This is a genomic window from Mycobacterium sp. NGS17, assembly GCF_059813205.1.
In genome coordinates this window covers 101,530-125,990 of sequence record NZ_JCALED010000009.1, presented here as the reverse complement: position 1 = coordinate 125,990, position 24,461 = coordinate 101,530, and the positions used below count along the sequence as shown (strand labels likewise).

The following is a 24,461-nucleotide window of genomic DNA, read 5'->3' as shown; positions in this document are numbered from 1 at the left end:
GGTGACCGGGAATCAGCACGACCCATACGACGACTTCGACCGTCAGCGACGGGTGGCCGAAGCGCCGAAGACTGCCGGTCTGCCCGGTACCGAGGGTCAGCACCGCACCGACTTCGCCCGCGATCGCGCGCGGGTTCTGCACAGCGCCGCATTGCGTCGATTGGCCGACAAGACCCAGGTGGTCGGGCCCCGGGAAGGTGACACACCGCGCACCCGGCTGACGCACTCGCTCGAGGTGGCCCAGATCGGGCGGGGGATGGCGATCGGGCTGGGCTGCGACCTCGACCTGCTTGAGCTGGCGGGGCTGGCCCACGACATCGGCCACCCGCCGTACGGCCACAACGGCGAACACGCGCTGGACGAGGTCGCAACGGAGTATGGCGGCTTCGAGGGCAATGCCCAGAACTTTCGGATCCTGACCAGCCTCGAGCCCAAAGTCCTTGATGCGCAAGGCAATAGCGCGGGGCTGAATTTGACGCGCGCATCGCTGGATGCCGTCACCAAGTATCCGTGGTTCCGCGGCGAGGGGCGGCGCAAGTTCGGGTTCTACGACGACGACCGCGAGCCAGCCGCCTGGGTTCGGGCGGGTGCTCCGGAGGGCCGGATGTGCCTGGAGGCGCAGGTGATGGACTGGGCCGACGATGTGGCGTATTCGGTGCACGACGTCGAGGACGGCGTGGTGTCTCAGCGCATCGACCTGCGGGTGCTTGCCGACGATGACGAGGCCGCCGCATTGGCCGCGCTGGGGGAGACCGAATTGTCGCGGGTGCGCGCCGACGACCTCATGGCGGCCGCGCGGCGGCTCTCCGCTTTGCCGGTGGTCGCGGCAGTCGGCAAGTACGACGCCACGCTGGCGGCGTCGGTCGCGCTCAAGCGGTTGACCAGTGAATTGGTCGGGAGGTTCGCCTCGGCCGCCATCGCCACCACCCGCGCGGCGGCCGGTGCCGGACCGCTGGTGCGCTACCGGGCCCAGCTGCAGGTTCCCGACCTGGTACGTGCCGAGGTCGCCTTACTGAAAATCTTGGCGCTGCAATTCATCATGTCCGATCCGCGGCATCAGGAAACCCAAGCCGGACAGCGTGAACGCATCCACCGGGTGGCGCACTGGCTGTATGCCGGGGCGCCACGAACGCTCGACCCGGTCTTTGCTGCGTCCTTCAACACCGCTGCCGACGACGCCGGCCGGTGGCGGGTCATCGTCGATCAGATCGCGTCGTACACCGAGGGCCGGCTCGAACGCATCGACGTCCGCCAGGTGCGGCCGTAGTGGCCGGTGGGCATCAAGTCGTCCGGTCCGGGAATCAGCGGACCCGCCGCGAGTTAGGCTGCCCGGCATGAAGAAATTCAGCGGCTCGCCCTTGGTCGCCTCGTTCTTGATGGGACTTCCCGTCATCGCCATGACCGCGTGCAGTTCACCGCAGCACGCGAGCACCCAACCGGGCACCACGCCTCCGGTGAAAAGTGGCGCTCCGGCGTCGTCCGGTGAGACGACGACCCCGGCACCCGCCGGCGGCTCGCTCAACGCGGACCTGAAGACGCCCGACGGCCGCTCGGCGGCCACCGCGACCTTCGACTTCACCGGCGGCTATGTCACCGTCACCGTGAAGACGGTGGCGCCCGGCATCCTGACGCCGGGCATCCACGGCCTGCACGTGCACGAGATCGGCAAGTGCGAGCCGAACTCGGTGGCCCCCACCGGCGGTGCGCCCGGCAACTTCCTGTCCGCCGGCGGTCATTACCAGGCCCCCGGCCACACCGGTAAGCCCGAAAGCGGCGACCTCGCGTCGCTCGAGGTCCGCCAGGATGGCTCGGCATACCTGGTCACCACCACCGATTCGTTCAACCGGGACGATCTGCTGGCGGGCAACAAGACCGCGCTGATGCTGCACGGCGCCCAGGACACCGAGAACGCGATGGATCGGGTCGCCTGCGGCGTCATCGGTACCGGCTAGCGTTCGCCGTCGCGCCTTAGACTGAGCCGATGTCAAGCCCGGCAGGTTCACGCGCCGAGGGCGATGGCCGTTCCCGGGGTCGCGGCCGGATCCCCGACCGCGATATCGCGGCCATCCGCGAACGGGTGCGCATCGACGAAGTCATCGGCGATTACGTTCAATTGCGGCGCGCCGGCGCCGATTCGCTCAAAGGCCTGTGCCCATTTCACGACGAGAAGTCGCCGTCGTTTCACGTTCGCCCCAACCATGGCCACTTTCACTGCTTCGGCTGTGGCGAGGGGGGCGACGTCTACGCGTTCATCCAAAAGATCGAACACGTCAGCTTCGTCGAGGCCGTCGAGCTGCTGGCCGACCGGATCGGCCACACCATCAATTACTCCGGCTCAGCAACCAGCGTCCAGCGCGACCGCGGTAGCCGCAGCCGGCTCGTCGCTGCCAACGCCGCGGCGGCGGAATTCTATGCGGCGGCGCTGGAATCCGACGAGGCCGCTCCGGCCCGGCAGTACCTGGCCGAGCGGAACTTCGACGCCGACGCGGCCCGTCACTTCGGTTGCGGCTTTGCGCCGTCGGGCTGGGATTCGCTGACAAAACACTTGGTGCGCAAGGGTTTTGAGTTCAAAGAACTGGAAGCGGCCGGCCTGTCGAGGCAGGGACGCCGCGGACCGATGGACCGCTTTCACCGCCGGTTGTTGTGGCCCATCCGGAGTTCCGCCGGCGAGGTGATCGGCTTCGGGGCCCGGCGGTTGTTCGACGACGATCCGATGGAAGCCAAGTACATCAACACGCCCGAGACGCTGCTGTACAAGAAGTCGAACGTGATGTTCGGCATCGACTTGGCCAAACGCGACATCGCCAAGGGCCACCAGGCCGTCGTCGTCGAGGGCTACACCGACGTGATGGCGATGCATCTGAGCGGGGTCACCACCGCGGTGGCCTCGTGCGGCACCGCGTTCGGCGACGAGCATCTGTCGATGCTGCGCCGACTGATGATGGACGACAGCTTCTTTCGCGGCGAACTGATCTACGTTTTCGACGGCGACGCGGCCGGGCGGGCCGCCGCGCTCAAGGCCTTCGGCGGCGAGCAGAACCTGGCCGGGCAGTCTTTTGTGGCCGTCGCACCCGACGGCATGGATCCCTGCGATCTGCGGCTGAAGTCCGGCGACGGCGCGCTGCGCGACCTGGTGGCGCGGCGAACGCCGCTGTTCGAATTCGCGATTCGTTCCGCACTCGCCGAGATGGATCTGGACAGCGCCGAGGGCCGCGTCGCCGCGCTGCGCCGCTGCGTGCCGATGGTGAGCCAGATCAAGGACCCCACCCTGCGCGACGAGTACGCCCGTCAGCTCGCGGGCTGGGTCGGCTGGGACGACGTCGCGCAGGTCATCGACCGGGTGCGCAGCCAGGCGAAGTCCACCAACACCCAGGCCCGCGGCGGTTCTGCGCCCAGGGCTTCCCGCCGCGTGGCCGAGCCGGCGCCGGACGCAACCCAGGCCGCCGCCGCCAGCCGTCCAGACCCGCGCGACCCCACCCTGTGGCCACAACGGGAGGCGCTCAAGGCGGCCCTGCAGTACCCGGCGTTCGCGGGGCCGGTGTTCGACACGCTGACCGTCGAAAGCTTCACCCATCCCGGGTACGCGGCCATCCGCGCGGCCATCGAGACCGCGGGCGGTACGTCGAGCGGTGTCACGGGCGCGCAGTGGATCGAGGCGGTGCGTGATCAGGCCTCGTCGCCCCTGACGGCCGGCCTCGCCAGCGAGCTGGGCGTCGAGGCCATCCAGGTCGACGAGGAGAAGCTGCCGCGCTACATCGGCGGTGTCCTGGCCCGGCTGCAAGAGGTGTGGATGGGCCGCCAGATCGCCGAAGTCAAGTCAAAGCTGCAGCGCATGTCCCCGATCGACCAGGGCGACGAGTACCACGCCCTATTCGGCGACTTGGTGGCGATGGAGTCCTACCGTCGCAGCCTGCTGGAGCAGGCTAGCGGCGGCGATTAGACGGTGCCAGCGCGGCGTCGGCCGAGCCGGCGACGTCACGTTCCATGATGGCCGTCTGGTCGTCGATCTCCGTCAGCGTGACAAAACCGGCGTCGGGGGAGATCCGATTGGCGACCCTGCGCCGTCCCCCTTCGATCATCGACTTGGCCACCGGACTGCTGGTCAGCGCGCGATAAGTGCCGACCAGCTGCTCGTACCGGCGACGCCCGGCCTTCGAGCCCAGCACGTAACCCAGTCCAAGCACCACGACATACCGGATCAAAACGTTCCTCCCGACGATCGATGGCTTCCATCCTGCCTCACCGGCGGTCGACGCGCTGCGCCGCGCAGGCGATCGAGGCGGTCCACGCTAGTTGGGTGCGGTCGTGCCAGTACGCTAGAGTCGTCCCGCGATCGGGTTAGTCCCCTGTAGCTCAATTGGCAGAGCATTCGGCTGTTAACCGAAGGGTTCCTGGTTCGAGTCCAGGCGGGGGAGCATTTCTCAGCCGACGGCGGCCTGATGCGCCGTCTGCCCCGGGGTGGGCAACAAGCCCAGATGCTCGCGCAACGTGTGGCCGCGGTATTCGGTACGGAAGCTGCCCCGCTCCTGCAGCAGCGGGACCACCCTGTCTACGAACTCGTCGAGGCCGTGCGGCGTCAGGTGCGGCACCAGGATGAAGCCGTCGCAGGCATCCGACTGCACATAGCGATCGATCTCCTCGGCCACCTGCGCCGGAGTCCCGACGAACTGCTGGCGGCTGGTCACTTCGATGATCAACTCGCGGATCGACAGGTGCTCGGCTTCGGCTCGGGCGCGCCAGGTTTCGGCGACCTTCCGGGGGTCGCCGTGCCGGACCCGCCCCCGGGTGATGTTCGGGTTCTCCACGGGCTCGACGGCCGGCAGCGACCCGTCGGGGTCGTAAGACGAAAGGTCCACACCCCACACCTGCTCGAGGAACGCGATCGCGGTCGGGCCGCTGACCTGCTGCTCGCGGATATGACGGGCGTTGTCCTGCGCATCGGCGGGGGTGTCGCCCAGCGCGAACGTCGCGCCGGGCAGCACCTTGAGCTGGTTGGGGTCCCGCCCATAGGCCGCGGCACGGCCCTTCACGTCGGCGTAGTAGCGCTGGCCCGCCTCGAGCGACCCGTGCAGCGTGAACAGGGCGTCGGCGTGCTTGGCGCCGAAGTCGCGACCGTCGTCGGAGTCGCCGGCCTGCAGGAGCACCGGATGGCCTTGCGGTCCGGCGGGCAGCGAGGCGACGCCGCGGACGCGGAATTGCGGACCGTCGTGTTCGATGCTTCCGATGAGGGCCGGATCCGCATAGACTCCGGCGTCGACGTCGGCGGCCACTGCCTCGGGCGCCCAGCTGTCCCAGAACCGCTGCGCCACGGCGATGAACTCCTCGGCTCTGCGATAGCGGTCAGCATGGGCGAGAAACCCGCCGCGCCGGAAGTTCTCCCCGGTGAACGCATCCGAGGAGGTGACCATGTTCCAGGCCGACCGCCCGTCGGACAGGTGGTCCAGCGTCGCGAATTGCCTTGCCACCTCGTAGGGTTCGTTGAACGTGGTGTTGATGGTGCCGGCGAGGCCGAGGTGGTCGGTGACCGCGGCGAGCGCGGCCAGCACCGTGAAGGTGTCCGGCCTGCCGACGACGTCGAGGTCGTGAATTTTGCCGCGATGCTCACGCAGCCGCAGGCCCTCGGCTAGGAAGAAGAAGTCGAACAGTCCCCGTTCGGCTGACTTCGCCAGGTGCACAAACGATTCGAACGCGATTTGGCTACCCGCGCTCGGATCGGACCACACCGTGGTGTTGTTCACCCCTGGAAAGTGCGCACCCAAATGAATCTGTTTGCGGCGCCCAGCTTCTCGAACGATCATCCGGTCAATCCCCATCGTTTCGCGATCAGTTCATGCGAGCGCAACCGGTCGACATGCCGGTGCGTCACGGAGGTGATCACCAGTTCGTCGGCATCGGTGACCCGGCGCAGCAGGTCGAGCCGATCGGCGACCTCGTCCGGATTGCCGACGAATTGTGTTGCGGTGCGGTCTGCCACCAACGCCTGCTCGTCCCCGGTCAAGGGTTGGCAGAAGTCGGGATCCGGGTAGGGGATGGCGCCGTGCCCACTGCGGATGGAATGCACCCAGCGACCGTAACCGGACGCGAGGTGGCGTGCGGTCGCGCTGTCCTCGGCGACCACGACGTCGGCCGAGACTACGACATACGGCTCGGATAGCCGGGCGGACGGTCGGAATGCGTTGCGGTACGCGGTGATCGCATCGATCGCGGTGCCCGGGGTGATGTGGTAACTCGCGACGAACGGAAGCCCACGCGCACCGGCCACTTCGGCGCTCTGGCCCTTGGTGCTGCCGAAGATCCATGGCGTCAACTGGGCGTGCTCTCCCGGAACGACGTGCAGTTCATGGCCATTGACGGTATAGGTGCCGTCCAGCATCGCTTCGATGTCTGCCAGCTGTTCGGCGAAGTCCGGGGGTTGCGCGCACGGTTGAGCGAGGACGGAGCCCTGAGCCCGGATCCGGTCGCTTTTCATCAGCGGCGTCTGGTCGAAGGGCGCGGGGATCACAACCCCGGCTACCTCACGCCAGGGTGTGGGCGCACGTTCGGATACGGCCGGAGACGAGGTGGCCGCCTCTTGGCGCCGCTGCCCGGACCGGCCCAGCCCCATGTCGATGCGGCCGGGATAGAGCGCGTCGAGGATGCCGAAGCTCTCCACCACGGCAACTGCCGTCGTGTGACCCACCTGTATCGCCGCCGACCCGACGTGGATTCGTTCTGTGGCCGCGGCGATTTGGCCGATCAGCGTCACGGGTGACGAGCTGGCCACCGCGACGAAGTGGTGCTCGGCGAGCCAGTAGCGCCGGTAGCCCCAGCGCTCGGCGTGCTGGGCCAGGTCGATGGTGTTGCGCAGTGCTGTCGCGGCGTCGCTGCCGGCGCTGATGGGTGCGAGGTCGAGGATCGACAGGGGAGTGACGGTCATGACGGGACCGCCGCGTAGCGGTTCGGCGCCGGCGCCAGACCCAGGCGTTCGCGCAGTGTTTCGCCGTCGCGGTAGCCGCTGCGGAACCGGCCGCCGTGCTGCAGTCGCGGCACCAGGTCGTCGACGATTGCGGGCAGGTCGATGGCGTTGATCGCGGGCCGCAGCCGCACCCCGTCTACCCCGGCGTCCTGCCAGGCGAGCAGGAGCTCCGCCAGATCGCTTGTGTTGCCGGTGAATACGTGCGCGTCGGACGAGAGGGCCGCCGCCGGTGCCAACGGGTCGTCGGCCAGCGACACCACCAGATCGGCGTAGACCAGGATCCTCCGGCCCACGGCGCGCTGCGCGAGGCCGACCTCGGCCAGGATCGCACGCAGCGAGCGCTCGTCGCGCGGGGTGATGAAGACCAGGTCAGCGTTCGCGGCGGCGAAATCGTAGTCGGCGTGTGCCAGCGCCGTCACCACCGGTTGGCCCTGAGGCGGCCGCGGGGTGATCGACGGCCCCTTGACCGAGAAGTATTTTCCGGCGAAGTCAATGTAATGCAGCTTGTCGCGGTCTATGTAGCGGCCGGTTACAACGTCACGGATGACGGCGTCGTCCTCCCAGCTGTCCCAGAGACGGCGCACCACCTCGACGGCGTCGGACGCTTCGTCGAACAGTGCGTCGCCGTCGGGGGCGGGCCGCCTGCCGAACAGCGCCGCTTCGTGCGCCGTCGGGCTTACCCGAATCTGCCAGCCGGCGCGGCCATGCGAGATATGGTCTAGTGTCGCAATCGCTTTCGAGACGTGGAACGGCTCGGTGTGTGTGACCGTCGCAACGGGAATCAAGCCGATGTGTCGGGTGGCCGGCGCGATCCGGGCGGCCACCAGCGTGGCATCGGCGCGTCCCGCCAGGCGCCGCGGGGAGATTTCGGCACGGTGCCCGGGTTGTGCGTCCAGGCTGTCGTCGATGGTGAGGAAGTCCAGCAGTCCACGTTCGGCGGTGGCGGCCAGCGCGGCCCAATAGCGACCGCTGAGTTGGCCGCCACCGGTCGCGTTGTGCGCGAACGCGTATCGCCACGCCTGGGGGTGCCAACCGTAGCCATCCAGCCCCACCGCCAGATGCAGCTCGGTCATAGGTGCTCCTGGAAAGTCACACCGTCACGCAGCGTGGTCATAACTCACTGTGCAACGCTGCGGGCGGCGATGCATTCCAAGGGCGCGTTATGTTCAGCGTGAGTAATACTTCGCCGAGCTCAAGCCTGTGAAGCGCGGCGATGCGGGTTCGGTGCAGGCTGGCCAATACCGCCCATCAGACGGTGTTGAGCTGAGCCATCTTTCAGATGGAGAAATCCTCGCCATGCCAGACACCGGCTTCCGGCGGCCTGATGACGTGATTGGTTTGGGAGCCGTCCGCTTGGGCTTCGAGTCGGGTCACGCGGGTCAGCAGCGATTGCAGGCTGACGCCGACGAGGTCCGGCATCATCGAGTCGTCCGGGCTGCCGGGACGGCTGCGGCTGATGACCTGCCCGGGCACCCCGATGACCACGGAGCTCGACGGAACCTCCTTGACCACCACGGCGTTGGCGCCGATGCGGCTGTCGTCGCCGACTTTGATCGCGCCCAGAATCTTGGCGCCGGCGCCGATGATCACCCGGTCACCGATGGTGGGGTGTCGCTTTCCGGTGTCCCTGCCGCTGCCGCCGAGCGTGACGCCGTGGTAGAGGGTCACGTCCTCGCCCACCTCGGCGGTCTCACCGATCACCACACCGGTCGCGTGGTCGATGAACAGGCCGGGGCCCAGGACGGCACCGGGATGGATTTCGACGCCGGTCAGAATCCGGGTGATTTCGGCGGTGATACGCGCGGCCAGCTTTGCACCGCGCCGCCACAGCCAGTGGTTGATGCGGTGGCACCAGATGGCGTGCACACCCGGGTAGGCGAAGACCACCTGCAGCGTGGTCGGAGCGGCCGGATCGCGCTCCTTGGCCGCCCGGATGTCCCGTCGTATGGCTTCGAGCACGATCAATCTGCCAGGTCGGCGAACAACGGCGTGCTGAGGTACCGCTCGCCGAAGTCGGGTAGCACCACGACGACGAGCTTCCCAGCGTTCTCGGGCCTGCGGGCCACCTGCAGCGCGGCGACCACCGCCGCCCCCGAAGAGATTCCGACCAGCAGTCCCTCCTCGGCGGCCAGCCGCCGGGCCAGGGTCATGGACTCCTCGTTGCCGACGGCGATCACCTCATCGACCAGATCCATCGCGAGCACGGGCGGGACGAACCCGGCGCCCAGGCCCTGGATGGGGTGCGGCCCTTTCTGCCCGCCGGACAGCACCGGCGATCCGGCCGGCTCCACGGCGACGAATTGTGCTGAAGGCTTGCGTTCCTTGATCACCTGCGCCACGCCGGTGATGGTGCCGCCGGTGCCCACACCGGCGACGAAGATGTCGACCTTGCCGTCGGTGTCGCGCCACACTTCCTCCGCGGTGGTGGCGCGGTGGATCGCGGGGTTGGCCTTGTTCTCGAATTGCTGTGGCACGAAATACCGTTGGTCGCTCTTGGCCAGTTCCTCGGCCTTGGCGATAGCGCCCGGCATGCCCTCGGAGCCGGGCGTCAAGACGATCTCGGCGCCCAAGGCGCGCAACAACATTCGTCGCTCGACGCTCATGGTCTCGGGCATGGTCAGCACGCAGCGGTAGCCACGGGCCGCGGCCACCAGCGCCAGGGCGATGCCGGTGTTCCCGCTCGTCGGCTCGAGAATGATCGTGTCCGGCTTGATGAGGCCCGCCTGCTCGGCCGCGTCGATCATCGCGACGCCGATGCGGTCCTTGACGCTGTTGCCCGGGTTGAAGTACTCCAGCTTGGCGACGACGTCGGCGACCGCACCGTCGGTGACCCGGTTGAGCCGGACCAGCGGGGTGTTACCGATCAGTTGCGTGACGTTCTCCGCGATGCTCATCTACCTATTGTCTCCAACGACGTAGGACCAGGCCTGGGCCTGCCAGCTAATATCGAACTCTATGTTCATCTCGGCGGGGATGGCTAGCGCCACCGGGTTGATGCGCTGCGACGCCTCACCCGTGAGCACGCGTCCGCGCAGATCGCAAACTGTTTCCGCGCCGCCGGGGACCCGAGGAAATCAACAACAACAGCAACAGCAACAGCAACAGCAGTCCACGGCAAGGTAGCGCGACGGGACAAAGCGCGGTTGTGCGGGGCGTTGCATGTCACCACTATAGGGCATCGGGCCTGGTCGGTCGTTTGGCTCGGCCCGGCTATAGACCTCTGGCCAGGACTTATTCCGTCTTCATGCGGCGCGGGCCCCGGCGGCGGTGGGCGGGAGGTCACCTGGTCGCGACGCCGCCCAGGGGCCGTCGCGTAGACAGCGGGACGCCCCCGTTGCGCAGCCGTTTGCCGAACGCGGCCAGCCGGGCGGAGAGCGCGACGCGGTTGCGCGCCGACCCTTAGGCTGCTGCGCCCCAGCCGAATACGCGTGACGTCAGCAACACGATGCCGAGCGAGACGGTGGCGACGACGGTGAGTCCGATGACCGCGACCACGAGCGGACGCCAACCGGTGCGCGCGATCTGACGGATATCGGTGTTGAGCCCCACGCCGGCAAAGGTCAGCAGAAACGCCCATTTCGACACGTTGGCGAGGTTGGCGGTTTGGCCCTTGGTCAGCCAGCCCGCGGTGGCGATCGCCGACACCACCAGGAAACCGAGCACGAATTTCGGGAACTTGTTCCAGATGAACGCGGCCTTGGCCGTGGCGCCCCGCGCGATTTCGTCGGCTTGCCCCCGAGCCGCCCAAAACAGCGCGAAGCCCAGCACCACGAACCCGATCAGCGCGTTGCGGGTCGACTTCACCAGCACCGCGATCTTGCCGGCATGGTCGGAGTAAAGGTATCCGGTGGCGGTGGTTTCGGCGGTGTTGTCCACGGAAAGCCCTGCCCACAAACCGAATTCGTGGTCGCTCAAACCGATCGCATGTCCCAGGGGCGGCAACACGAACAGCGACACCGCTCCCAGTGCCAGGATCGCGGCGATCGCGTAGCTGACGTCGGAGTTGCGGGCCCGGATCGCGCCCTTGGCCGCCACGATTGCCGACACCCCGCAGATGGACGTGCCGATGGCCAACAGCGAGCCCAGCTTGCCCGATAACCCGAACGCGCGGGCCACCACGATGATGATCGTTCCGGCGATGGTCATGTCCACCAGGATCTGCACCAGGCTGATTCCGCCGAGTTTGGCGATGTCGCCCAGCACGAATCGCGAGCCGAGCGCCACGATCCCGGCCTTGAGCCAGAATTCGTAGGTCAGCACACCTGGACGAAAGATCCGGTGCAGGCCAATGGTGTTGGTGATGAGCAGCCCAATCACGATCGCCCACAACACGTATTCGATGTCGGGCACGGTCCAGTGCTCGTGCTTGGCCAGGGCATTCCACCAGATCTGGGCGTACTTGCCCAACACCCCGACGCCGATCAGGAGCAGGACGCCGGGTACATAGTCGAGCGGACGGGTGCTGGTGAACGTGGCTTCGGCCGGCGTCTCGTCGGGCTGCACTTGGACGGTGCTCACGGCGGTCACCAGGGAATCTTCGGGAGCACGTCGGCCACGGCCAACGCGACGATCACGCCCGCAACCGCGGTCGCCCACCAGTCCACCGACACCGAATGGAGCCGGGCGGCCCAGTCCGGGCCCGGCCGGGCGTCGGGGTCGTCGATTGGCACGCCTTCACCCACGATGATCTCTCCTCAGCGCCGATGGCGGCGTCCGTCGGCCGCACCCGTTGACTGTGGTGTCCGCCGCCGCTGAATCCAAGTGATTGGCTCGGGCTGAATTTAGCTATGTCGCTCGATCAGGTTGGCAGGCCGTGCTTCTCGGCGTCGGCACGGTAGCGGTCCACCCATTCGTCGGAGCGCTGGTCGGCCTGGCGCTCCAGCACCGGATCGGGCGCCAGCTGGGGGTCCAGCCCCAGAGCCTCGAGGATGGATCCCACCACCTGAGTCAGGTTGCGCCATAACACCGGATACGAAATGTCCATCGGCTGAATGTCTTCTTCGGCGAACCAGTTGCGCCAGCCCTCTTCCTGGGCGCGCAGCATTTTGACGACGTGGGCGATCGCTCCGGCGTGATAGGTGGCCCGAGCGTCCCGCACCGGATCGGGCCTGCCCCGCCAGACCCGCGTCTGCACCGCGCGCCAGAACGACACCGCCTGGGAGATCACATCGGGCCGGTAGACGTGGATCAGCAGCGGCTGCTCGCCCACCACGTCGGTGATCGCCGCCAGCAGGCCGTCACCGCTGCGGTCCGGCAGGTTCTTCGCACGGTCTAGCAGCAGCGGCGTCTGGTTCCACATCAGCTTGCCGCCCCACACCCCGTTGGGTGTCCGTCCGACCGTGCGGATGTAGGCGCGCCAGATCTCGGGCGGCGCCAGGTCCGGCGTCCCGACATCGAGCGGGTCGAGCAGGCTCAGGATCGACTCGTCGTCGACGCCGGCGAACCACTCCCGCGGCTGCGGGGACTGGCTGGTGGCCGGGAGGTACTGAAAAAACTCCTGTGGCTCGCCTGCCACGCCGGTGGCGCGCAGCGACTCAACCAGCAGCGTGCTGCCGCTGCGCTGCGACGCCAACACCAGATATGACGACGGGCTACTTGTCACCGGCAGAGTGTATCCAGAACCTTCAATTCTTATCCGGGGTCGCGCGGTTACGGTCAGGCTGAAGGAAACCCTTGCCTCGAAACCGACTTACCCGAACTGTGGCGTTCGGCGACGACAGCCGAACGGGACGGTGGCCGTGGGTGCTCATCTGGTTTCGGAGCGGACGGAAAGCCGCGTCAGCGGCGCGACCCGTGCTGCGATGAGAAGCGCTACGGCACAATCTATTTCGGGCGGTCACCCGGGAATACCCATCGGTCGATCCCGCCGTTTGCGTGCGCCACCGCCCGGGCATCGGCCCGTCTGCCGGCAGCCGCTAAGCAGCCCCCGCGCAAGGCCGACGCCAAGCAGCCACGCGGGCTCAGGGCCTGCCGATCCGCGTGGGCGATAGGAATTTCGGCCAGAGCCCCTCGGCCGTCGCCCACATTTCTTCTTGTTGATTACAAACCTGACGTCGGGCATCGCTATGCCCGTACATTCCCTCATCTATGCGCTCGAACAGACGCGGCGCAGGTAAACAGTGCTGTTTGCTTCAGGGCCAGCGAATCACGAACGTGTAAACGCCGTTACGAAATGGGGGTCGGGTTTGAGTCAAGGACCGCCATTGGGTTGGGCAAGCGGCGTGAACGGGGCGGCCCTCGCGAAGCCCATGAACGCGCTGGGCCAATTTTTTCTGCTCAGCGCCGAGGCCTTGGTCGCCGCGGTGCGTGGGCCCTGGGCGTGGCGTGAGGTCCTCGAACAGATTTGGTTTGTCGCCCGGGTTTCCATCTTCCCGACCATCATGTTGTCGATCCCGTACACGGTGCTCATCGTGTTCGTCCTCAACATCCTGCTCGTCGAAATCGGTGCCGGCGACCTCTCCGGTGCCGGTGCCGGGCTGGCCTCGGTAACCCAGGTCGGACCCGTTGTCACCGCGATGGTCGTCTCGGGCGCCGGGTCGACGGCCATGTGCGCCGACCTGGGCGCGCGCACCATCCGCGAGGAAATCGACGCGATGAAGGTGATCGGCGTCAATCCGACTCAGGCGCTGGTGGTTCCGCGCATCATCGCGGCGACGTTCGTCGCGGTCCTGCTGTACTCGGTGGTGGCGGTGACCGGGCTGACCGGCAGCTATATCTTCGTGGTCTTCGTCCAGCACGTCACGCCCGGTGCGTTCATCGCGGGAATGACCTTGGTGACCGGTCTACCGCAGGTGGTCATCTCGCTGATCAAGGCGACCCTGTTCGGACTGTCCGCCGGCCTGATCGCCTGCTACAAGGGCTTGTCGGTGGGCGGTGGCCCGACCGGCGTCGGCAACGCGGTGAACGAGACCGTGGTGTTCTCGTTCATGGCCCTGTTCTTCATCAACATCTTGACCACCGCGCTCGGTGTGAAGGTGACCGCCAAATGACCGATGCCGCACGCGAACCGTCGTGGTTCGTCACCCTCGGGCCCCGGCTGACGCATTCCACCCGCAAGCTGGGCGAGCAGACCGCGTTCTACGGACAATCTCTGGCCGCCACCGTCGATGCGATCCGGCGCTACCCGAACGAGCTCCTGCGGCTGATCGCCGAGATGGGCATGGGCACAGGCGCATTGGCCGTCATCGGCGGCACCGTCGGCATCATCGGCTTCCTCACGCTGACCACCGGCGCCCTCGTCGCGGTGCAGGGTTACGACACCCTGTCCAACATCGGCGTCGAGGCGCTGACCGGGTTTCTCTCGGCGTTTTTGAACGTCCGGATGATCGCGCCCTGCACGGCCGGTCTGGCGCTCGCCGCCACGATCGGCGCGGGCGCGACGGCGCAACTGGGCGCGATGCGCATCAACGAGGAGATCGACGCGCTGGAGGTCATGGGCATCCGGGCGGTCACCTATCTGGCGTCCACCCGCATCATCGCCGGCATCCTGGTCGTCATCCCGCTGTACGCCGTCGCCGTGCTGATGTCGTTCATCGCGGCGAAGTTCCTGACGATCTACGTGTACGGCCAGTCACGCGGCGTCTACGAGCATTACTTCGCAACGTTTTTGCGACCCACCGACCTGTTCTGGTCGTTCCTGGCGGCGCTGACCATGGCGGCCGGGGTGATGGTGGTGCACACCTATTACGGTTTCACCGCGACGGGCGGCCCGGCGGGCGTCGGGGAAGCGGTTGGCCGGTCGGTGCGGTCGTCGATGATCGTCACGGCATTCGTGTGCCTGATGATCTCGCTGTCCGTCTACGGCCAGTCCGGCAACTTCAATCTGTCGGGGTGACCGGATGAGTGATCACACGGCCGGCGGGGCATTCCAGCGGAACAGGACCCGCAGCAGCAGGATTGATCCGATCTGGTGGGCGCCCACGCTGTTCATCCTCGTCGGAGGTCTGATCGCGATGACGGCGGCCTCGTTCTCGGGCAAGTTCCAGGACTTCGTCCCGCTCACGCTGGTGTCGGACCGCGCGGGGCTGGTGATGGAAGACGGCGCCAAGGTCAAGCTGCGCGGTGTCCAGGTCGGCCAGGTCGCGTCCATCGGCACCGACGTGAAAACGGCTCGGCTGCAACTGAAGATACAGCCGGACGCCTTCAAGTATCTGCCGAGCAACCTCGAGGCCGAGATCAAGTCGACCACCGCGTTCGGCTCCAAATTCGTCGACCTGATCGTTCCCGACCATCCCAGCGCCACGTCGCTCAAGCCCGGCGCGTTGCTGCACTCGCGCAACGTCACCGTCGAAGTCAACACGGTGTTCGAGAATCTGCAGGCGGTGGTCCAGGCGCTCGACCCGGCACAGCTGAACTCGATCCTGTCGGCCTTCGCGCAATCGGTGCGCGGCAAGGGCGAACGGATCGGTCAGGCGATCACCGACGCCAATAACGTGCTCCTCACGGTCAACCCGCGCATGGATACCATCGGAAAGGACTGGCGGCTGTTCGGCAAGACCACCGCCATCTATTCCGATGCGGCACAGAACATCCTGTCCATCCTGGACTCGGCGACGACGACCAGCGCCACCATCACCGACGACCAGCGTTCGCTGGACTCGCTGTTGCTGTCGGCGATCGGCTTCAGCCAGACCGGCATCAACGTGATCGGCCGCAACGAATCGAACATCGTGCGGTCGATGAACCTGCTCGACCCGACCATGGCGCTGCTGGAGAAATACTCCCCGACCTACACCTGCCTTTTCCAGGGCGCGCAATGGTATGTCGACCACGGCGGCCGCGATGCCCTGGGCGGCAACGGCTACTCTGTGATCCTGGACGCGGCGCTGCTGTTCGGCGACGACCCGTACCGCTTCCCGAAGCACCTGCCCAAGGTGAACGCCACCGGCGGCCCGGGCGGCAAGCCCAGCTGCGGTTCGCTCCCCGACCCCAGCGCGAACTTCCCGGTGCGCGCGCTGGTCACCGACACTGGCTGGGGCGCGGCCCCCAACGAGATCCGCACCAACGTGGCGGCGGGTAATCCATGGTGGGCCAACTGGTTCCCGACCACCAAGAACCCGCCGGAAGGGCCACGCTACTTCTGGCGCGGGGGGCAGCCGCCGCCATGAGAAGGAAGCTCTCCAGCATCATCCTGCGCGTCGGGATCTTCACCGCGGTCTGCCTGCTGTTCACGTTTGCGCTCATCGCGGTGTTCGGGCAGCTGCGCTTCGAGGACCGCACGGGCTATCGCGCGATCTTCACCAACATCTCCGGCCTGAAGTCCGGCAACTTCGTGCGCATCGCCGGGGTGGAAGTCGGCAAGGTCGGCGACTTGAGCCTGCACCGTGACGGCACGGTCACCGTCGATTTCAAAGTGGACAAGGGTGTGCGCCTCAGCGAGGGCACCAAGGCCGTCGTGCGCTACGAAAACCTGATCGGTGATCGCTATCTCGCGCTCGAGGAGAGCCCCGGACCGCCGCGCCGGCTGCCGCCGGGCGCGACCATTCCGCTGGCCCGGACGTCCCCCGCGCTCGACATCGACGCGCTGATCGGCGGCTTCCGCCCGTTGTTTCGTGCCCTGGACCCCGATCAGGTCAACGCCCTGTCCGGCCAGCTGCTGCGGATCTTCCAGGGGCAGGGCGGGACGCTGGCCTCGGTGCTCTCCCAAACCTCGATCCTGACCTCGACCCTGGCCGGGCGCAGCGAGCTGATCGGCCAGCTGATCACCAACCTGAACACTGTGCTGCACACCTTCGCCACCCGCGACCGCGAATTCTCCGATGGCGTGGGCAAGCTGGCCCAGCTGGTCGACGGGCTCGCGCAGCGCAGGAACGACATCTCCACCGGGCTCGCCTACATCAACGCGGCCGCGGGCTCGATCACCGACCTGCTCGCCCAGTCCCGCCAACCGATCAAAGACGTTGTGCACGAGACGGATCGGGTGTCGGGGCAGGTGCTCTCCGACAAGGAGTACGTCGACAAACTGCTCACGGATCTCCCGGACATCTATCAGGTGCTCGCCCGGCAGGGCCTGAACGGCGACTACTTCGGCTTCTACTTCTGCGAGGTATTGCTCAAGCTGAACGGCAAGGGGGGCAACCCGATCTTCGTCAAACTGTTGGGCCAGCCCAGCGGGCGGTGCACGCCGCGATGAGGCTGCAACTACCCAAGGTCAAATCGGCCGACCGGCGAAGCCCCTTCGTGCTTGGCGTGATGGGAACCGTCATCCTGGCCTGCGTGACCGTTGTCGCCTTTCAGTACAACAAACTGCCGTTCATCAAGAACACCGACGACTACGCGGCCTACTTCTCCGAGGCGGGTGGCATCAAACCCGGTAACACCGTGCGGGTTTCGGGCATGGGCGTGGGCCGGGTCTCCGACCTCCGCCTGGAGGGCACCAAGGTCCGTGTCGGCTTCACCGTGCACAAGGGTGTCGAGCTGGGCGACCGCACCGAGGCCGCGATCAAAACCGAGACGATCCTGGGCGCCAAGATGCTCGAGTTGACTCCTCGTGGCAACGGGCAACTGTCGGGCACCATCCCGTTGGAACGCACCACCTCGCCGTACGAGCTGCCCGACGCGCTGGGTGACCTGACGACCACCATCAGCGGGCTGGATACCGCCCAACTGTCCACGGCCCTCACGACATTGGCCGACACGCTGAAAGCGACGCCGTCCAACCTGAGACCCGCCTTGGAGGGCGTGGCCCGGTTCTCCGACACCCTCAACGGCCGCGACGCGCAGCTGCGCAGCCTGCTCGGCAACGCCAACAAGGTCTCGACGGTGCTGGGCAGGCGCAGCCAGCAGATCGCCGGGCTGGTGGCGAACTCCAACGCGTTGTTGGCCGCGCTGCTCGACGAACGAGACTCGCTGGACGCGTTGATGAACAACCTGACCACGGTTTCGCATCAGATCTCCGGACTGGTGAACGACAACCGAACCCAGCTCAAGCCCGCGCTCGACAAGCTCAACGGCGTGCTGGAGATCCTGGACAACCGCAAGGAAGACATTCAGAAGACGCTGCCCAAGTTCAAGCGGTACGCGATGTCCTTCGGCGAATGCCTGGGCTCCGGACCATTTTTCAAGGCCTACGTGGCCAACCTGGTTCCCGGCCAGATCGGCGGCCCGGTGCTCGACGCGGACATGTATGACCGGTTCCTGGACCCCAACCAGAAGCTGCCGTCAGAAGCGGTCGACCCGCCCACCGGCACGCCGCCCGTGCCGCCGGAGAACGCGCCGGTGCCGCTGTGGTCCCAGCCGCCCTCGCCGCCGCCGTCGACGCCGCCCATCCGGACCGTTCCGCCCCCGTCGCCACACGATTTCGATTCGCCATGAGCGTGACTCGAGGCACCCTACGCAAGGTGACCGCCGCCAGTCTGATCCTGACGCTGGCCGTGGCGTCATTCCTGGTCGCCGACAAGCTGTGGAGCGGCGTCGAAAAGAACACGTACTCTGCGTATTTCGCGGAGGCCAATGGTTTGTTCGTCGGCGACGAGATCCGCATCCTCGGGGTAGCCGTCGGCGTGGTCGACAAGATCGAGCCGCAGCCCGCCAGCTCCAAGGTGACGTTCTCGGTCGACAAGCAGTATTCGATTCCGGCCGACGCCCGCGCCGCCATTTTGTCACCTTCGCTGGTGACCTCGCGGGCGATTCAGCTCGTGCCGGCCTACTCCGGTGGCCCCAAGTTGACCGCCGGATCCTCGATTCCGTTGAGCCGCACCGCGGTTCCGGTGGAATGGGATGACTTCCGCAAGCAGCTGGAGAAGCTGACCGACGCCTTGCAGCCCGCCACTCCGGGCGGCGTCAACTCCGTCGGCGAGTTCATCGACTCGACGGCCGACAATGTGCGCGGCCAGGGAGACACCGCTCGCGATACCGTGCTCAAGCTGTCCGAGGCGATCTCGGCGCTCGGCGATCACGCCGACGACATTTTCAGCACCGTCCGCAATCTGCAGCTGCTGGTGTCCGCACTCTATTCGAGCAGCGATCTGCTGGCCTCGTTCAACCAGAACCTGGCGAGCGTGACGACGCTGCTGTCGAACACGCCCAACGAAGTCGGCAACGCGCTGAAGTCTCTGGATGGGGCGCTCACGGATGTGCGTGACTTCCTGGCCGAGAACCGTGAAGCGGCGGGTGTCACGTTCGATCGGTTGGGTTCCATCACCACGGCACTCAACGACAGCCGTGGCGATATCAAACAGATCCTGCACATCGCCCCGACGGTGTTCCAGAACTTCCTCAACATCTACCAGCCGGCGCAGAGCGCGATGACCGGCATCCTGGCCCTGAACAACTTCGCCGATATCCCGCAGTTCATCTGCAGCTCGATCGAGGCGGCGTCGCGGGCGCGCCTGGCGCGGGTGTCGAAACTGTGCTTGCAATACCTCAACCCGATCATCAAAAACCGCATCTACAACTACATCCCGGCGGGCATCAACCCGTTCGTCGGAACGCAGGCCCGACCCAGTGAGATCACCTACAGCGAGGACTGGCTGCGGCCCGGATACACGCCCCCGCCCGGCGCGCCCGCGCCGCCCGATGGTTCCCCGGCGCCACCGCCGGACCAGCCGCCTCCCGACCAGCCGCCTCCCGACCAGCCGCAACCCGTCGAGGCGCCGCCCGCGAATACGACGTCCAACTCGATCCAGGTGCTGCAAAATCTGATGCTTCCGACGGGGCCATCATGAGGCGCGCGATAGCCGTTGTCCTCGGATTGGTATGCGTCGCAGCCCTATCGGGATGCGGCTGGCGCGGCCTGAACTCGTTCAGGCTGCCCGGCACCGCGGGCGGGGGACCGGGCTCGTACACGATTCAGGCGCAGATGCCCGATGTGGTCACCATCCAGGAGAACACCCGGGTTCGGGTGGACGACGTCAACGTCGGCAATGTCACCAAGATCGAGCTGCAAGACTGGCACGCGCTGGTGACCATGCGGATCGATGGCGATGTGCGCCTGCCGGCCAATTCGACCGCCAAGCTCGGCCAGACCAGCCTGCTGGGTTCGATGCACATCGAGCTGGCGCCGCCCCAGGGCGAGCGGCCGGTCGGCCAACTCAAAGCGGGGTCGGTCATCCCGTTGTCGCGCGCGAGTCTGTATCCCACCACCGAGCAGACGCTGGCGTCGGTGTCGATCCTGCTCAACGGTGGGGGGATCGGCCAGCTGCAAGAGATCACTCAGGCGGTGGCCAAGGCGTTCGCCGGCCGCGAGAACGACATGCGCAGCCTGCTGGGCCAGATCGACGAGTTCGTCGCCCGCACCAACGACCAGACCGACGACATCATTGCCGCCGCCGAGAACCTCAACGCCCTGGCGGGCCAGGTCGCCGCCAACGACGACGTCGTCGACAAAGCGTTGACGTCCGTGCCCAAAGCGTTGGACGTGTTGGCCAAGGAGCGCACGAAGATCGCCGACACCATCGATCAGGTCGGCAAGTTCAGCGCGATCGCCGCCGACACCATTCACCAGAGCAGGGAATCGCTGGTGAACAATCTGCGCAACATCGCACCCGTGCTGCGGTCGCTCGCCGACGCCGGGCCGTCCCTGACCAAGGGCCTGGATGGGCTGGCGACCTATCCGTGGCCGGCATCCACCGTGCGGAACTGGTTCCGCGGCGACTACGCCAACCTCACGCTGGTCGTCGATTTGACGTTGAGCCGCATCGATCAGGGACTGTTCACCGGGTCGCGATGGGAAGGCAACCTCACCCAGCTCGAACTGCAGTGGGGACGCACCATCGGCATGCAGCCGAGCCCGGTCACCGGGGGCAACCCGCTGACCTATCCATACCATTTCGGGGGATACTGAATGCTTCGGTTGAACCGCCGGACGTGGATCCAGTTGTCAATCCTGACGCTGGTGACCGTTGTTTCCTGTGGCGCAATGGCATTCAACTTCATGAAGCTGCCGGCCACGTTGTTCGGAGTCGGCGAGTACAAGGTCACGGTTGACCTGCCGCAATCGGGCGGGCTCTACGAGACTTCGGTGGTCACCTACCGCGGTACCGATGTGGGACAGGTGAAGTCGGTCGGCGTCACCGCCACCGGGGTGCGCGCGGTGCTGGCTTTGAGGTCCGGAGTGAAGGTGCCCGCCGAGGTGCAGGCGTCGGTGCACAGCCGCTCGGCCATCGGTGAGCAGTACATCGAGCTGACGCCGCAGCCCGGCAAGGACGGCCAACCTTCCCGCACGCTGCGTGACGGCGACGTCATCACCGCCGGGCATGTCGACGTTCCCGTCGACATCGGGCGCCTGCTCGACATGACCAACCGCGCGTTGCAAGCGATTCCGCGGGACAACTTGCGCACCGTGATCGACGAGACCAACCGCGCGGTCGGCGGCCTCGGGCCGGAACTGTCCCGCATCGTCGACGGGTCGACCGCGTTGGCCGTCGCGGGCGGCCGCACCATTGACCCGCTTGCCGCCCTGATCGACCAGTCGCCGCCCGTGCTCGACTCTCAGGTGCAGACGTCGGATGCGATCGCCGCCTGGGCCGGTCACACCGCGGCGGTCATGGCACAGTTCAAGGCCCAGGACGCCGCAGTGCGAGACCTGTTGAGGCAGGGCACTTCCGGCATCGAAGAAGGCCGCGCGATGCTGGATCGGGTGGCGCCGGCGTTACCGGTGTTGTTCGCCAATCTGGTGAGCCTCGGCGATATCGCCGTGGTCTACCGCCACGACATCGAACAACTCCTGGTGCTGCTGCCGCAGGGCATCGCGGCCATGGCGGCGATCATCGTGCCCAGCTCGAACACCAAACAGGAATACCGGGGCGCCCAGCTGGATTTCAACCTCAACCTCAACCTGCCGCCGCCCTGCACGACGGGATACCTGCCGCCGGCGCAGCGGCGCTCACCGGCCAGCGTCGATGCGCCGGACCGGCCGGCAGCGGACCTGTTCTGCCGGGTGCCGCAGGATTCGGAGTTCAATGTCCGTGGCGTGCGCAACATTCCGTGTGAGAGCAAGCCGTGGAAACGCGCGCCCACCGTCGAACTGTGCGAAAGCGATGAGGAGTACGTGCCGCTCAACGACGGCTACAACTGGAAAGGCGACCCCAATGCCACCACCAGCGGTCAGGGCGTCCCGCTATATCCGCCCGGCCAGGACCCGCGGCTACCACCGCCGCGGGGCACCGCACCGCCGCCCGCGCCCGTAGCGGTGGCGACCTACGACCCCGCCAGCGGCGAATACATCGGCCCGGACGGCCGCCGCTACACCGAGTCGGACCTGGCGCACCCACGCGCCAAAAGCTGGCAATCACTTCTTGTCCCGCAACCCTAAAGTTTCCAAGGAGCACCATGGTGGACAAACCCAACACCCGCACCGCGAATGAAAGCGGTGACGAATCAACGGAACTCGACGTCCCAGAGGATATCGACGCGGGCGAAACCGAAGAGGCCGAAAAAATCCACACCGAAGACGGTGACGATCACGCGAGACCACGCGCGGGCCGGCTCGCGCGGTGGCGCGAGTCCGTCCAAGGGCGGCGGCTTTCGCGCACCGGATCGGCCCTGGTGGCCGGCGGTCTCATTGTGGCGACGCTGGCCGGCCTGAGTGGGTGGCTCGGCTACCGCGCCTTTCAGAAGCACGAGATCCAGGCGCGGCAGAACTTGTACGTCGCCACCGCCCGTCAGGGCGCGGTGAACCTCACCACGATCAACTACACCCAGGTCGACGCCGACGTGCAGCGGATCCTCGACCTGGCGACCGGTGCGTTCCGGGACGACTTCGAGCAGCGGGCCAAGCCGTTCGAAGAGGTCGTCAAGGCGGCGCAATCGAAATCAGAAGGGACGGTCACCGATGCCGGACTGGAATCCCAACGCGGCGACTCCGCCCAGGTCCTGGTGGCGGTCGCGGTGAAGTCGCGCACCGCAGGGGGCGAGGAGGCGCCGCGGGAATGGCGCATGCGCATCGAGGTCCGATCGGTCGGCGATGACGCCAAAGTCTCCAACGTGGTGTTCGTGCCATGACGACATTGAAGGACGACGTGAACGTCGACACAGCAGCCGAGGAACCGGACTCGGCAGCCGAAGTGGCGCAACAGGAATCGGATGCCACCGGGTCGTCCGCCGAGGTGCGGCCCGAGGCCAAGAGCGCAAAACGCCACATCGCGTGGTCACGGGTCTTCGCCTACGGGATTTTGCCGGCGCTCGCATTGGCGTTGACGGTTGGCGCGGGGTACCTCAAGTGGTCGGTGGGGGCAGCCGACCATCTCGCACAAGCCCGGGCCGAATCGGTGCAGGCAGCCCGCGACGACACGGTCGCGTTGCTGACCTATCACGCTGACACGGTGGACAAGGACCTCGCCGCGGCGCGCGAGCGGCTGACCGGTGAGTTCAAGGATGCCTACGGCGAGCTGACCCGCCAGGTCGTCGTGCCCGGTGCAAAAGAGAAGCACATCTCGTCGGTGGCCAAAGCCAATGCGGCGGCCTCTGTTTCGGTGACCGAGAACCACGCCGTGGCGCTGGTGTATGTCGACCAGACGGTGACCATCGGTGCGGGCGCTCCCACCGACACCCAGCCCGTCGTGCGGGTGACCCTGGACAAGGTCGACGGCCGGTGGCTGGTGTCGCGTTTCGAGCCCACATAACCTGAAGGAACGGCCATGAAACCAGCGATGCGCCGCCGCGTGGCCGCCGGCGTTGTCCTCCTCGGCGTGGCCGTTGTAGCGGCTCCGGTCGCGCAGGCCGACAACAAGCGGCTCAACAGCGCGGTCGTCTCGGCCGTCTACACCCTGCAGCACCAGGCGGGCTGCACGAACGACGTCATCAGGAACAACGCGCTCACCCTGGCCGCCGAATGGCACGCCGAAGACATGATGAACAACCGAAGCATCAACGGCGACATCGGCTCCGACGGATCCACGCCGCAAGACCGCGCTAACGCCGCCGGCTTCCGCGGCCGGGCCGCCGAGACGGTGGCCGTCAACCCGGCGATCGCCATCAGCAGCCTGGAACTGGTCAACCAGTGGTACTACAACCCCGACGACATGGCGATCATCCGCGACTGCGCCAACACCAGCATCGGGGTGTGGTCGGACAACAGCATGGACCGCACCGTGGTGGTGGCGGTGTACGGGCAGCCGGACCTGCCGAAGCGTTGAGCGGCCTCGAGTGACTGCACCCCGCGGCAAAATCGACGCGTTGGTCCGAGACGAGTCGCTAGCCGCTGGTGAGCGATTCGTCCTCGAGGATCTCGCAGACGCACACGTGGGCGCCTTGTCGCCACGGTCCGAATTGCGTACCGCGCCTGCGCAGCAGGTGCTGCTTGTAGACCTTGTCGCGCTGATCCTGCGAGAACGCGAAATCCAGATTGACGGGCAGGCCCGCCCAGTCGCACTGGTCACCGACCGGTTCGTCGGCCGTGCCGGCGTAGCGCACTCGGCATTGCAGCGGGCAGCCGTTCTTGAAGACCCGATCGGGTCCATCACACTCCCGAGCCACGATGACGTCACTCCTTCAGGCGCGCACCTTGTGAGTGCATCGTGCGACGCGGAAGTTTCGGTGGTAGGTGTGCGATGTTTCCGCTGTGTTA

General features: G+C 66.7%; 24 protein-coding genes, 1 tRNA gene and 1 pseudogene. 15 read left to right on the top strand and 11 right to left on the bottom strand.

All coding sequences use genetic code 11. From position 1 onward, the window contains the following. Position 1 precedes the first annotated feature (1 nt). From AC5Y7E_RS19475 to dnaG, 3 genes are all read left to right on the top strand, one after another. Positions 2–1,267 carry a deoxyguanosinetriphosphate triphosphohydrolase gene (locus AC5Y7E_RS19475; protein ID WP_499950404.1) on the top strand — a complete coding sequence of 422 codons (1,266 nt, stop codon included), beginning with the start codon at positions 2–4 and terminating at the stop codon, positions 1,265–1,267. Positions 1,268–1,334: 67 nt separating this feature from the next. Beyond that, the gene (gene sodC / locus AC5Y7E_RS19470) at positions 1,335–1,952 is read left to right on the top strand and encodes a superoxide dismutase[Cu-Zn] (RefSeq protein ID WP_499950402.1); all 618 of its coding nucleotides are present in this window, start codon (positions 1,335–1,337) and stop codon (positions 1,950–1,952) included. A gap of 29 nt (positions 1,953–1,981) precedes the next feature. Next, entirely contained in the window at positions 1,982–3,940 is a 1,959-nt protein-coding gene (gene dnaG, locus AC5Y7E_RS19465) for a DNA primase (protein WP_499950400.1), read from the top strand. Here dnaG and AC5Y7E_RS19460 read toward each other — a convergent pair. Then, entirely contained in the window at positions 3,924–4,202 is a 279-nt protein-coding gene (locus AC5Y7E_RS19460) for a hypothetical protein (protein WP_499915535.1), read from the bottom strand. The two genes, dnaG and AC5Y7E_RS19460, sit on opposite strands and share 17 nt — an antisense overlap. A 140-nt stretch (positions 4,203–4,342) precedes the next feature. Here AC5Y7E_RS19460 and AC5Y7E_RS19455 point away from each other — a divergent pair. Next, a tRNA-Asn gene (locus tag AC5Y7E_RS19455) sits at positions 4,343–4,415 on the top strand. A gap of 6 nt (positions 4,416–4,421) precedes the next feature. On the opposite strand, the gene AC5Y7E_RS19450 is transcribed toward AC5Y7E_RS19455, so the two are convergent. The 9 genes and pseudogenes from AC5Y7E_RS19450 to stf0 all read right to left on the bottom strand — a co-directional run bounded on the left by AC5Y7E_RS19450 (position 4,422) and on the right by stf0 (position 12,557). After that, on the bottom strand, positions 4,422–5,798 hold the full coding sequence (locus AC5Y7E_RS19450; RefSeq protein ID WP_499950399.1) for an NtaA/DmoA family FMN-dependent monooxygenase: 1,377 nt from the start codon (positions 5,796–5,798) through the stop codon (positions 4,422–4,424). Further along, on the bottom strand, positions 5,795–6,916 hold the full coding sequence (locus AC5Y7E_RS19445; protein WP_499950396.1) for an LLM class flavin-dependent oxidoreductase: 1,122 nt from the start codon (positions 6,914–6,916) through the stop codon (positions 5,795–5,797). Before AC5Y7E_RS19445 ends, AC5Y7E_RS19450 begins: the two co-directional genes overlap by 4 nt. After that, a complete protein-coding gene (locus tag AC5Y7E_RS19440) occupies positions 6,913–8,028 on the bottom strand; it encodes an LLM class flavin-dependent oxidoreductase (RefSeq protein ID WP_499950394.1) in 1,116 nt (371 codons plus the stop codon). Before AC5Y7E_RS19440 ends, AC5Y7E_RS19445 begins: the two co-directional genes overlap by 4 nt. Before the next feature lie 202 nt (positions 8,029–8,230). Then, positions 8,231–8,914, bottom strand: coding sequence for a serine O-acetyltransferase (gene cysE, locus AC5Y7E_RS19435; RefSeq protein WP_499915540.1), 684 nt, complete (start codon positions 8,912–8,914; stop codon positions 8,231–8,233). Between the two features lie 2 nt (positions 8,915–8,916). Next, positions 8,917–9,849 carry a cysteine synthase A gene (gene cysK / locus AC5Y7E_RS19430; protein ID WP_499950393.1) on the bottom strand — a complete coding sequence of 311 codons (933 nt, stop codon included), beginning with the start codon at positions 9,847–9,849 and terminating at the stop codon, positions 8,917–8,919. Further along, a pseudogene (locus AC5Y7E_RS19425) lies at positions 9,850–10,008 on the bottom strand (TQXA domain-containing protein); the annotation flags it as partial. A gap of 346 nt (positions 10,009–10,354) precedes the next feature. Next, positions 10,355–11,485 (bottom strand): YeiH family protein, encoded by a 1,131-nt coding sequence (locus tag AC5Y7E_RS19420; RefSeq protein ID WP_499950504.1) that lies wholly within the window; start codon positions 11,483–11,485, stop codon positions 10,355–10,357. Further along, the gene (locus tag AC5Y7E_RS19415) at positions 11,479–11,637 is read right to left on the bottom strand and encodes a hypothetical protein (protein WP_499950512.1); all 159 of its coding nucleotides are present in this window, start codon (positions 11,635–11,637) and stop codon (positions 11,479–11,481) included. Before AC5Y7E_RS19415 ends, AC5Y7E_RS19420 begins: the two co-directional genes overlap by 7 nt. A 116-nt stretch (positions 11,638–11,753) precedes the next feature. Next, positions 11,754–12,557, bottom strand: coding sequence for a trehalose 2-sulfotransferase (gene stf0 / locus AC5Y7E_RS19410; RefSeq protein WP_076054297.1), 804 nt, complete (start codon positions 12,555–12,557; stop codon positions 11,754–11,756). Between the two features lie 619 nt (positions 12,558–13,176). Between stf0 and AC5Y7E_RS19405 the strand changes: the two genes are divergently transcribed. Genes AC5Y7E_RS19405 through AC5Y7E_RS19355 form a run of 11 tightly spaced genes read left to right on the top strand, consistent with a single transcriptional unit; the run spans position 13,177 to position 24,030 of the window. Beyond that, complete coding sequence (locus tag AC5Y7E_RS19405) at positions 13,177–13,944, top strand: MlaE family ABC transporter permease (protein WP_076054299.1); 768 nt, start codon at positions 13,177–13,179, stop codon at positions 13,942–13,944. Beyond that, positions 13,941–14,789 (top strand): ABC transporter permease, encoded by an 849-nt coding sequence (locus AC5Y7E_RS19400; protein ID WP_076054301.1) that lies wholly within the window; start codon positions 13,941–13,943, stop codon positions 14,787–14,789. The genes AC5Y7E_RS19405 and AC5Y7E_RS19400 overlap by 4 nt, the downstream gene beginning before the upstream one ends. A 4-nt stretch (positions 14,790–14,793) precedes the next feature. Continuing rightward, on the top strand, positions 14,794–16,062 hold the full coding sequence (locus AC5Y7E_RS19395) for an MCE family protein (protein WP_076107770.1): 1,269 nt from the start codon (positions 14,794–14,796) through the stop codon (positions 16,060–16,062). Next, a complete protein-coding gene (locus AC5Y7E_RS19390; RefSeq protein ID WP_076054305.1) occupies positions 16,059–17,087 on the top strand; it encodes an MCE family protein in 1,029 nt (342 codons plus the stop codon). The genes AC5Y7E_RS19395 and AC5Y7E_RS19390 overlap by 4 nt, the downstream gene beginning before the upstream one ends. Beyond that, a complete protein-coding gene (locus AC5Y7E_RS19385) occupies positions 17,084–18,268 on the top strand; it encodes an MCE family protein (RefSeq protein ID WP_139334710.1) in 1,185 nt (394 codons plus the stop codon). The genes AC5Y7E_RS19390 and AC5Y7E_RS19385 overlap by 4 nt, the downstream gene beginning before the upstream one ends. Then, entirely contained in the window at positions 18,265–19,620 is a 1,356-nt protein-coding gene (locus AC5Y7E_RS19380; protein ID WP_499950390.1) for an MCE family protein, read from the top strand. The genes AC5Y7E_RS19385 and AC5Y7E_RS19380 overlap by 4 nt, the downstream gene beginning before the upstream one ends. Next, complete coding sequence (locus AC5Y7E_RS19375) at positions 19,617–20,738, top strand: MCE family protein (protein WP_499950388.1); 1,122 nt, start codon at positions 19,617–19,619, stop codon at positions 20,736–20,738. Before AC5Y7E_RS19380 ends, AC5Y7E_RS19375 begins: the two co-directional genes overlap by 4 nt. Next, positions 20,739–22,208 carry an MCE family protein gene (locus tag AC5Y7E_RS19370; RefSeq protein WP_499950386.1) on the top strand — a complete coding sequence of 490 codons (1,470 nt, stop codon included), beginning with the start codon at positions 20,739–20,741 and terminating at the stop codon, positions 22,206–22,208. A 17-nt stretch (positions 22,209–22,225) separates the two neighbouring features. Then, positions 22,226–22,897, top strand: a complete 672-nt coding sequence (locus AC5Y7E_RS19365; protein WP_499950385.1) for an Rv1363c family protein — start codon at positions 22,226–22,228, stop codon at positions 22,895–22,897. After that, a complete protein-coding gene (locus AC5Y7E_RS19360; protein ID WP_499950383.1) occupies positions 22,894–23,517 on the top strand; it encodes an Rv1363c family protein in 624 nt (207 codons plus the stop codon). The genes AC5Y7E_RS19365 and AC5Y7E_RS19360 overlap by 4 nt, the downstream gene beginning before the upstream one ends. A gap of 27 nt (positions 23,518–23,544) precedes the next feature. Continuing rightward, complete coding sequence (locus AC5Y7E_RS19355; RefSeq protein ID WP_499950503.1) at positions 23,545–24,030, top strand: CAP domain-containing protein; 486 nt, start codon at positions 23,545–23,547, stop codon at positions 24,028–24,030. A 58-nt stretch (positions 24,031–24,088) separates the two neighbouring features. Here AC5Y7E_RS19355 and AC5Y7E_RS19350 read toward each other — a convergent pair whose 3' ends face one another. Beyond that, a complete protein-coding gene (locus AC5Y7E_RS19350) occupies positions 24,089–24,370 on the bottom strand; it encodes a hypothetical protein (RefSeq protein WP_499950382.1) in 282 nt (93 codons plus the stop codon). Positions 24,371–24,461 lie beyond the last annotated feature (91 nt).

What these genes read in the sequence shown, in the direction of transcription:
- sodC (WP_499950402.1), top strand. Translation starts at nt 1,335, where the DNA reads ATGAAGAAATTCAGCGGCTCGCCCTTGGTCGCCTCGTTCTTGATGGGA.
- dnaG (WP_499950400.1), top strand. Translation starts at nt 1,982, where the DNA reads ATGTCAAGCCCGGCAGGTTCACGCGCCGAGGGCGATGGCCGTTCCCGG.
- AC5Y7E_RS19450 (WP_499950399.1), bottom strand. Translation starts at nt 5,798, where the DNA reads ATGATCGTTCGAGAAGCTGGGCGCCGCAAACAGATTCATTTGGGTGCG.
- AC5Y7E_RS19445 (WP_499950396.1), bottom strand. Translation starts at nt 6,916, where the DNA reads ATGACCGTCACTCCCCTGTCGATCCTCGACCTCGCACCCATCAGCGCC.
- AC5Y7E_RS19440 (WP_499950394.1), bottom strand. Translation starts at nt 8,028, where the DNA reads ATGACCGAGCTGCATCTGGCGGTGGGGCTGGATGGCTACGGTTGGCAC.
- cysK (WP_499950393.1), bottom strand. Translation starts at nt 9,849, where the DNA reads ATGAGCATCGCGGAGAACGTCACGCAACTGATCGGTAACACCCCGCTG.
- AC5Y7E_RS19400 (WP_076054301.1), top strand. Translation starts at nt 13,941, where the DNA reads ATGACCGATGCCGCACGCGAACCGTCGTGGTTCGTCACCCTCGGGCCC.
- AC5Y7E_RS19395 (WP_076107770.1), top strand. Translation starts at nt 14,794, where the DNA reads ATGAGTGATCACACGGCCGGCGGGGCATTCCAGCGGAACAGGACCCGC.
- AC5Y7E_RS19390 (WP_076054305.1), top strand. Translation starts at nt 16,059, where the DNA reads ATGAGAAGGAAGCTCTCCAGCATCATCCTGCGCGTCGGGATCTTCACC.
- AC5Y7E_RS19385 (WP_139334710.1), top strand. Translation starts at nt 17,084, where the DNA reads ATGAGGCTGCAACTACCCAAGGTCAAATCGGCCGACCGGCGAAGCCCC.
- AC5Y7E_RS19380 (WP_499950390.1), top strand. Translation starts at nt 18,265, where the DNA reads ATGAGCGTGACTCGAGGCACCCTACGCAAGGTGACCGCCGCCAGTCTG.
- AC5Y7E_RS19375 (WP_499950388.1), top strand. Translation starts at nt 19,617, where the DNA reads ATGAGGCGCGCGATAGCCGTTGTCCTCGGATTGGTATGCGTCGCAGCC.
- AC5Y7E_RS19370 (WP_499950386.1), top strand. Translation starts at nt 20,739, where the DNA reads ATGCTTCGGTTGAACCGCCGGACGTGGATCCAGTTGTCAATCCTGACG.
- AC5Y7E_RS19365 (WP_499950385.1), top strand. Translation starts at nt 22,226, where the DNA reads ATGGTGGACAAACCCAACACCCGCACCGCGAATGAAAGCGGTGACGAA.
- AC5Y7E_RS19360 (WP_499950383.1), top strand. Translation starts at nt 22,894, where the DNA reads ATGACGACATTGAAGGACGACGTGAACGTCGACACAGCAGCCGAGGAA.
- AC5Y7E_RS19355 (WP_499950503.1), top strand. Translation starts at nt 23,545, where the DNA reads ATGCGCCGCCGCGTGGCCGCCGGCGTTGTCCTCCTCGGCGTGGCCGTT.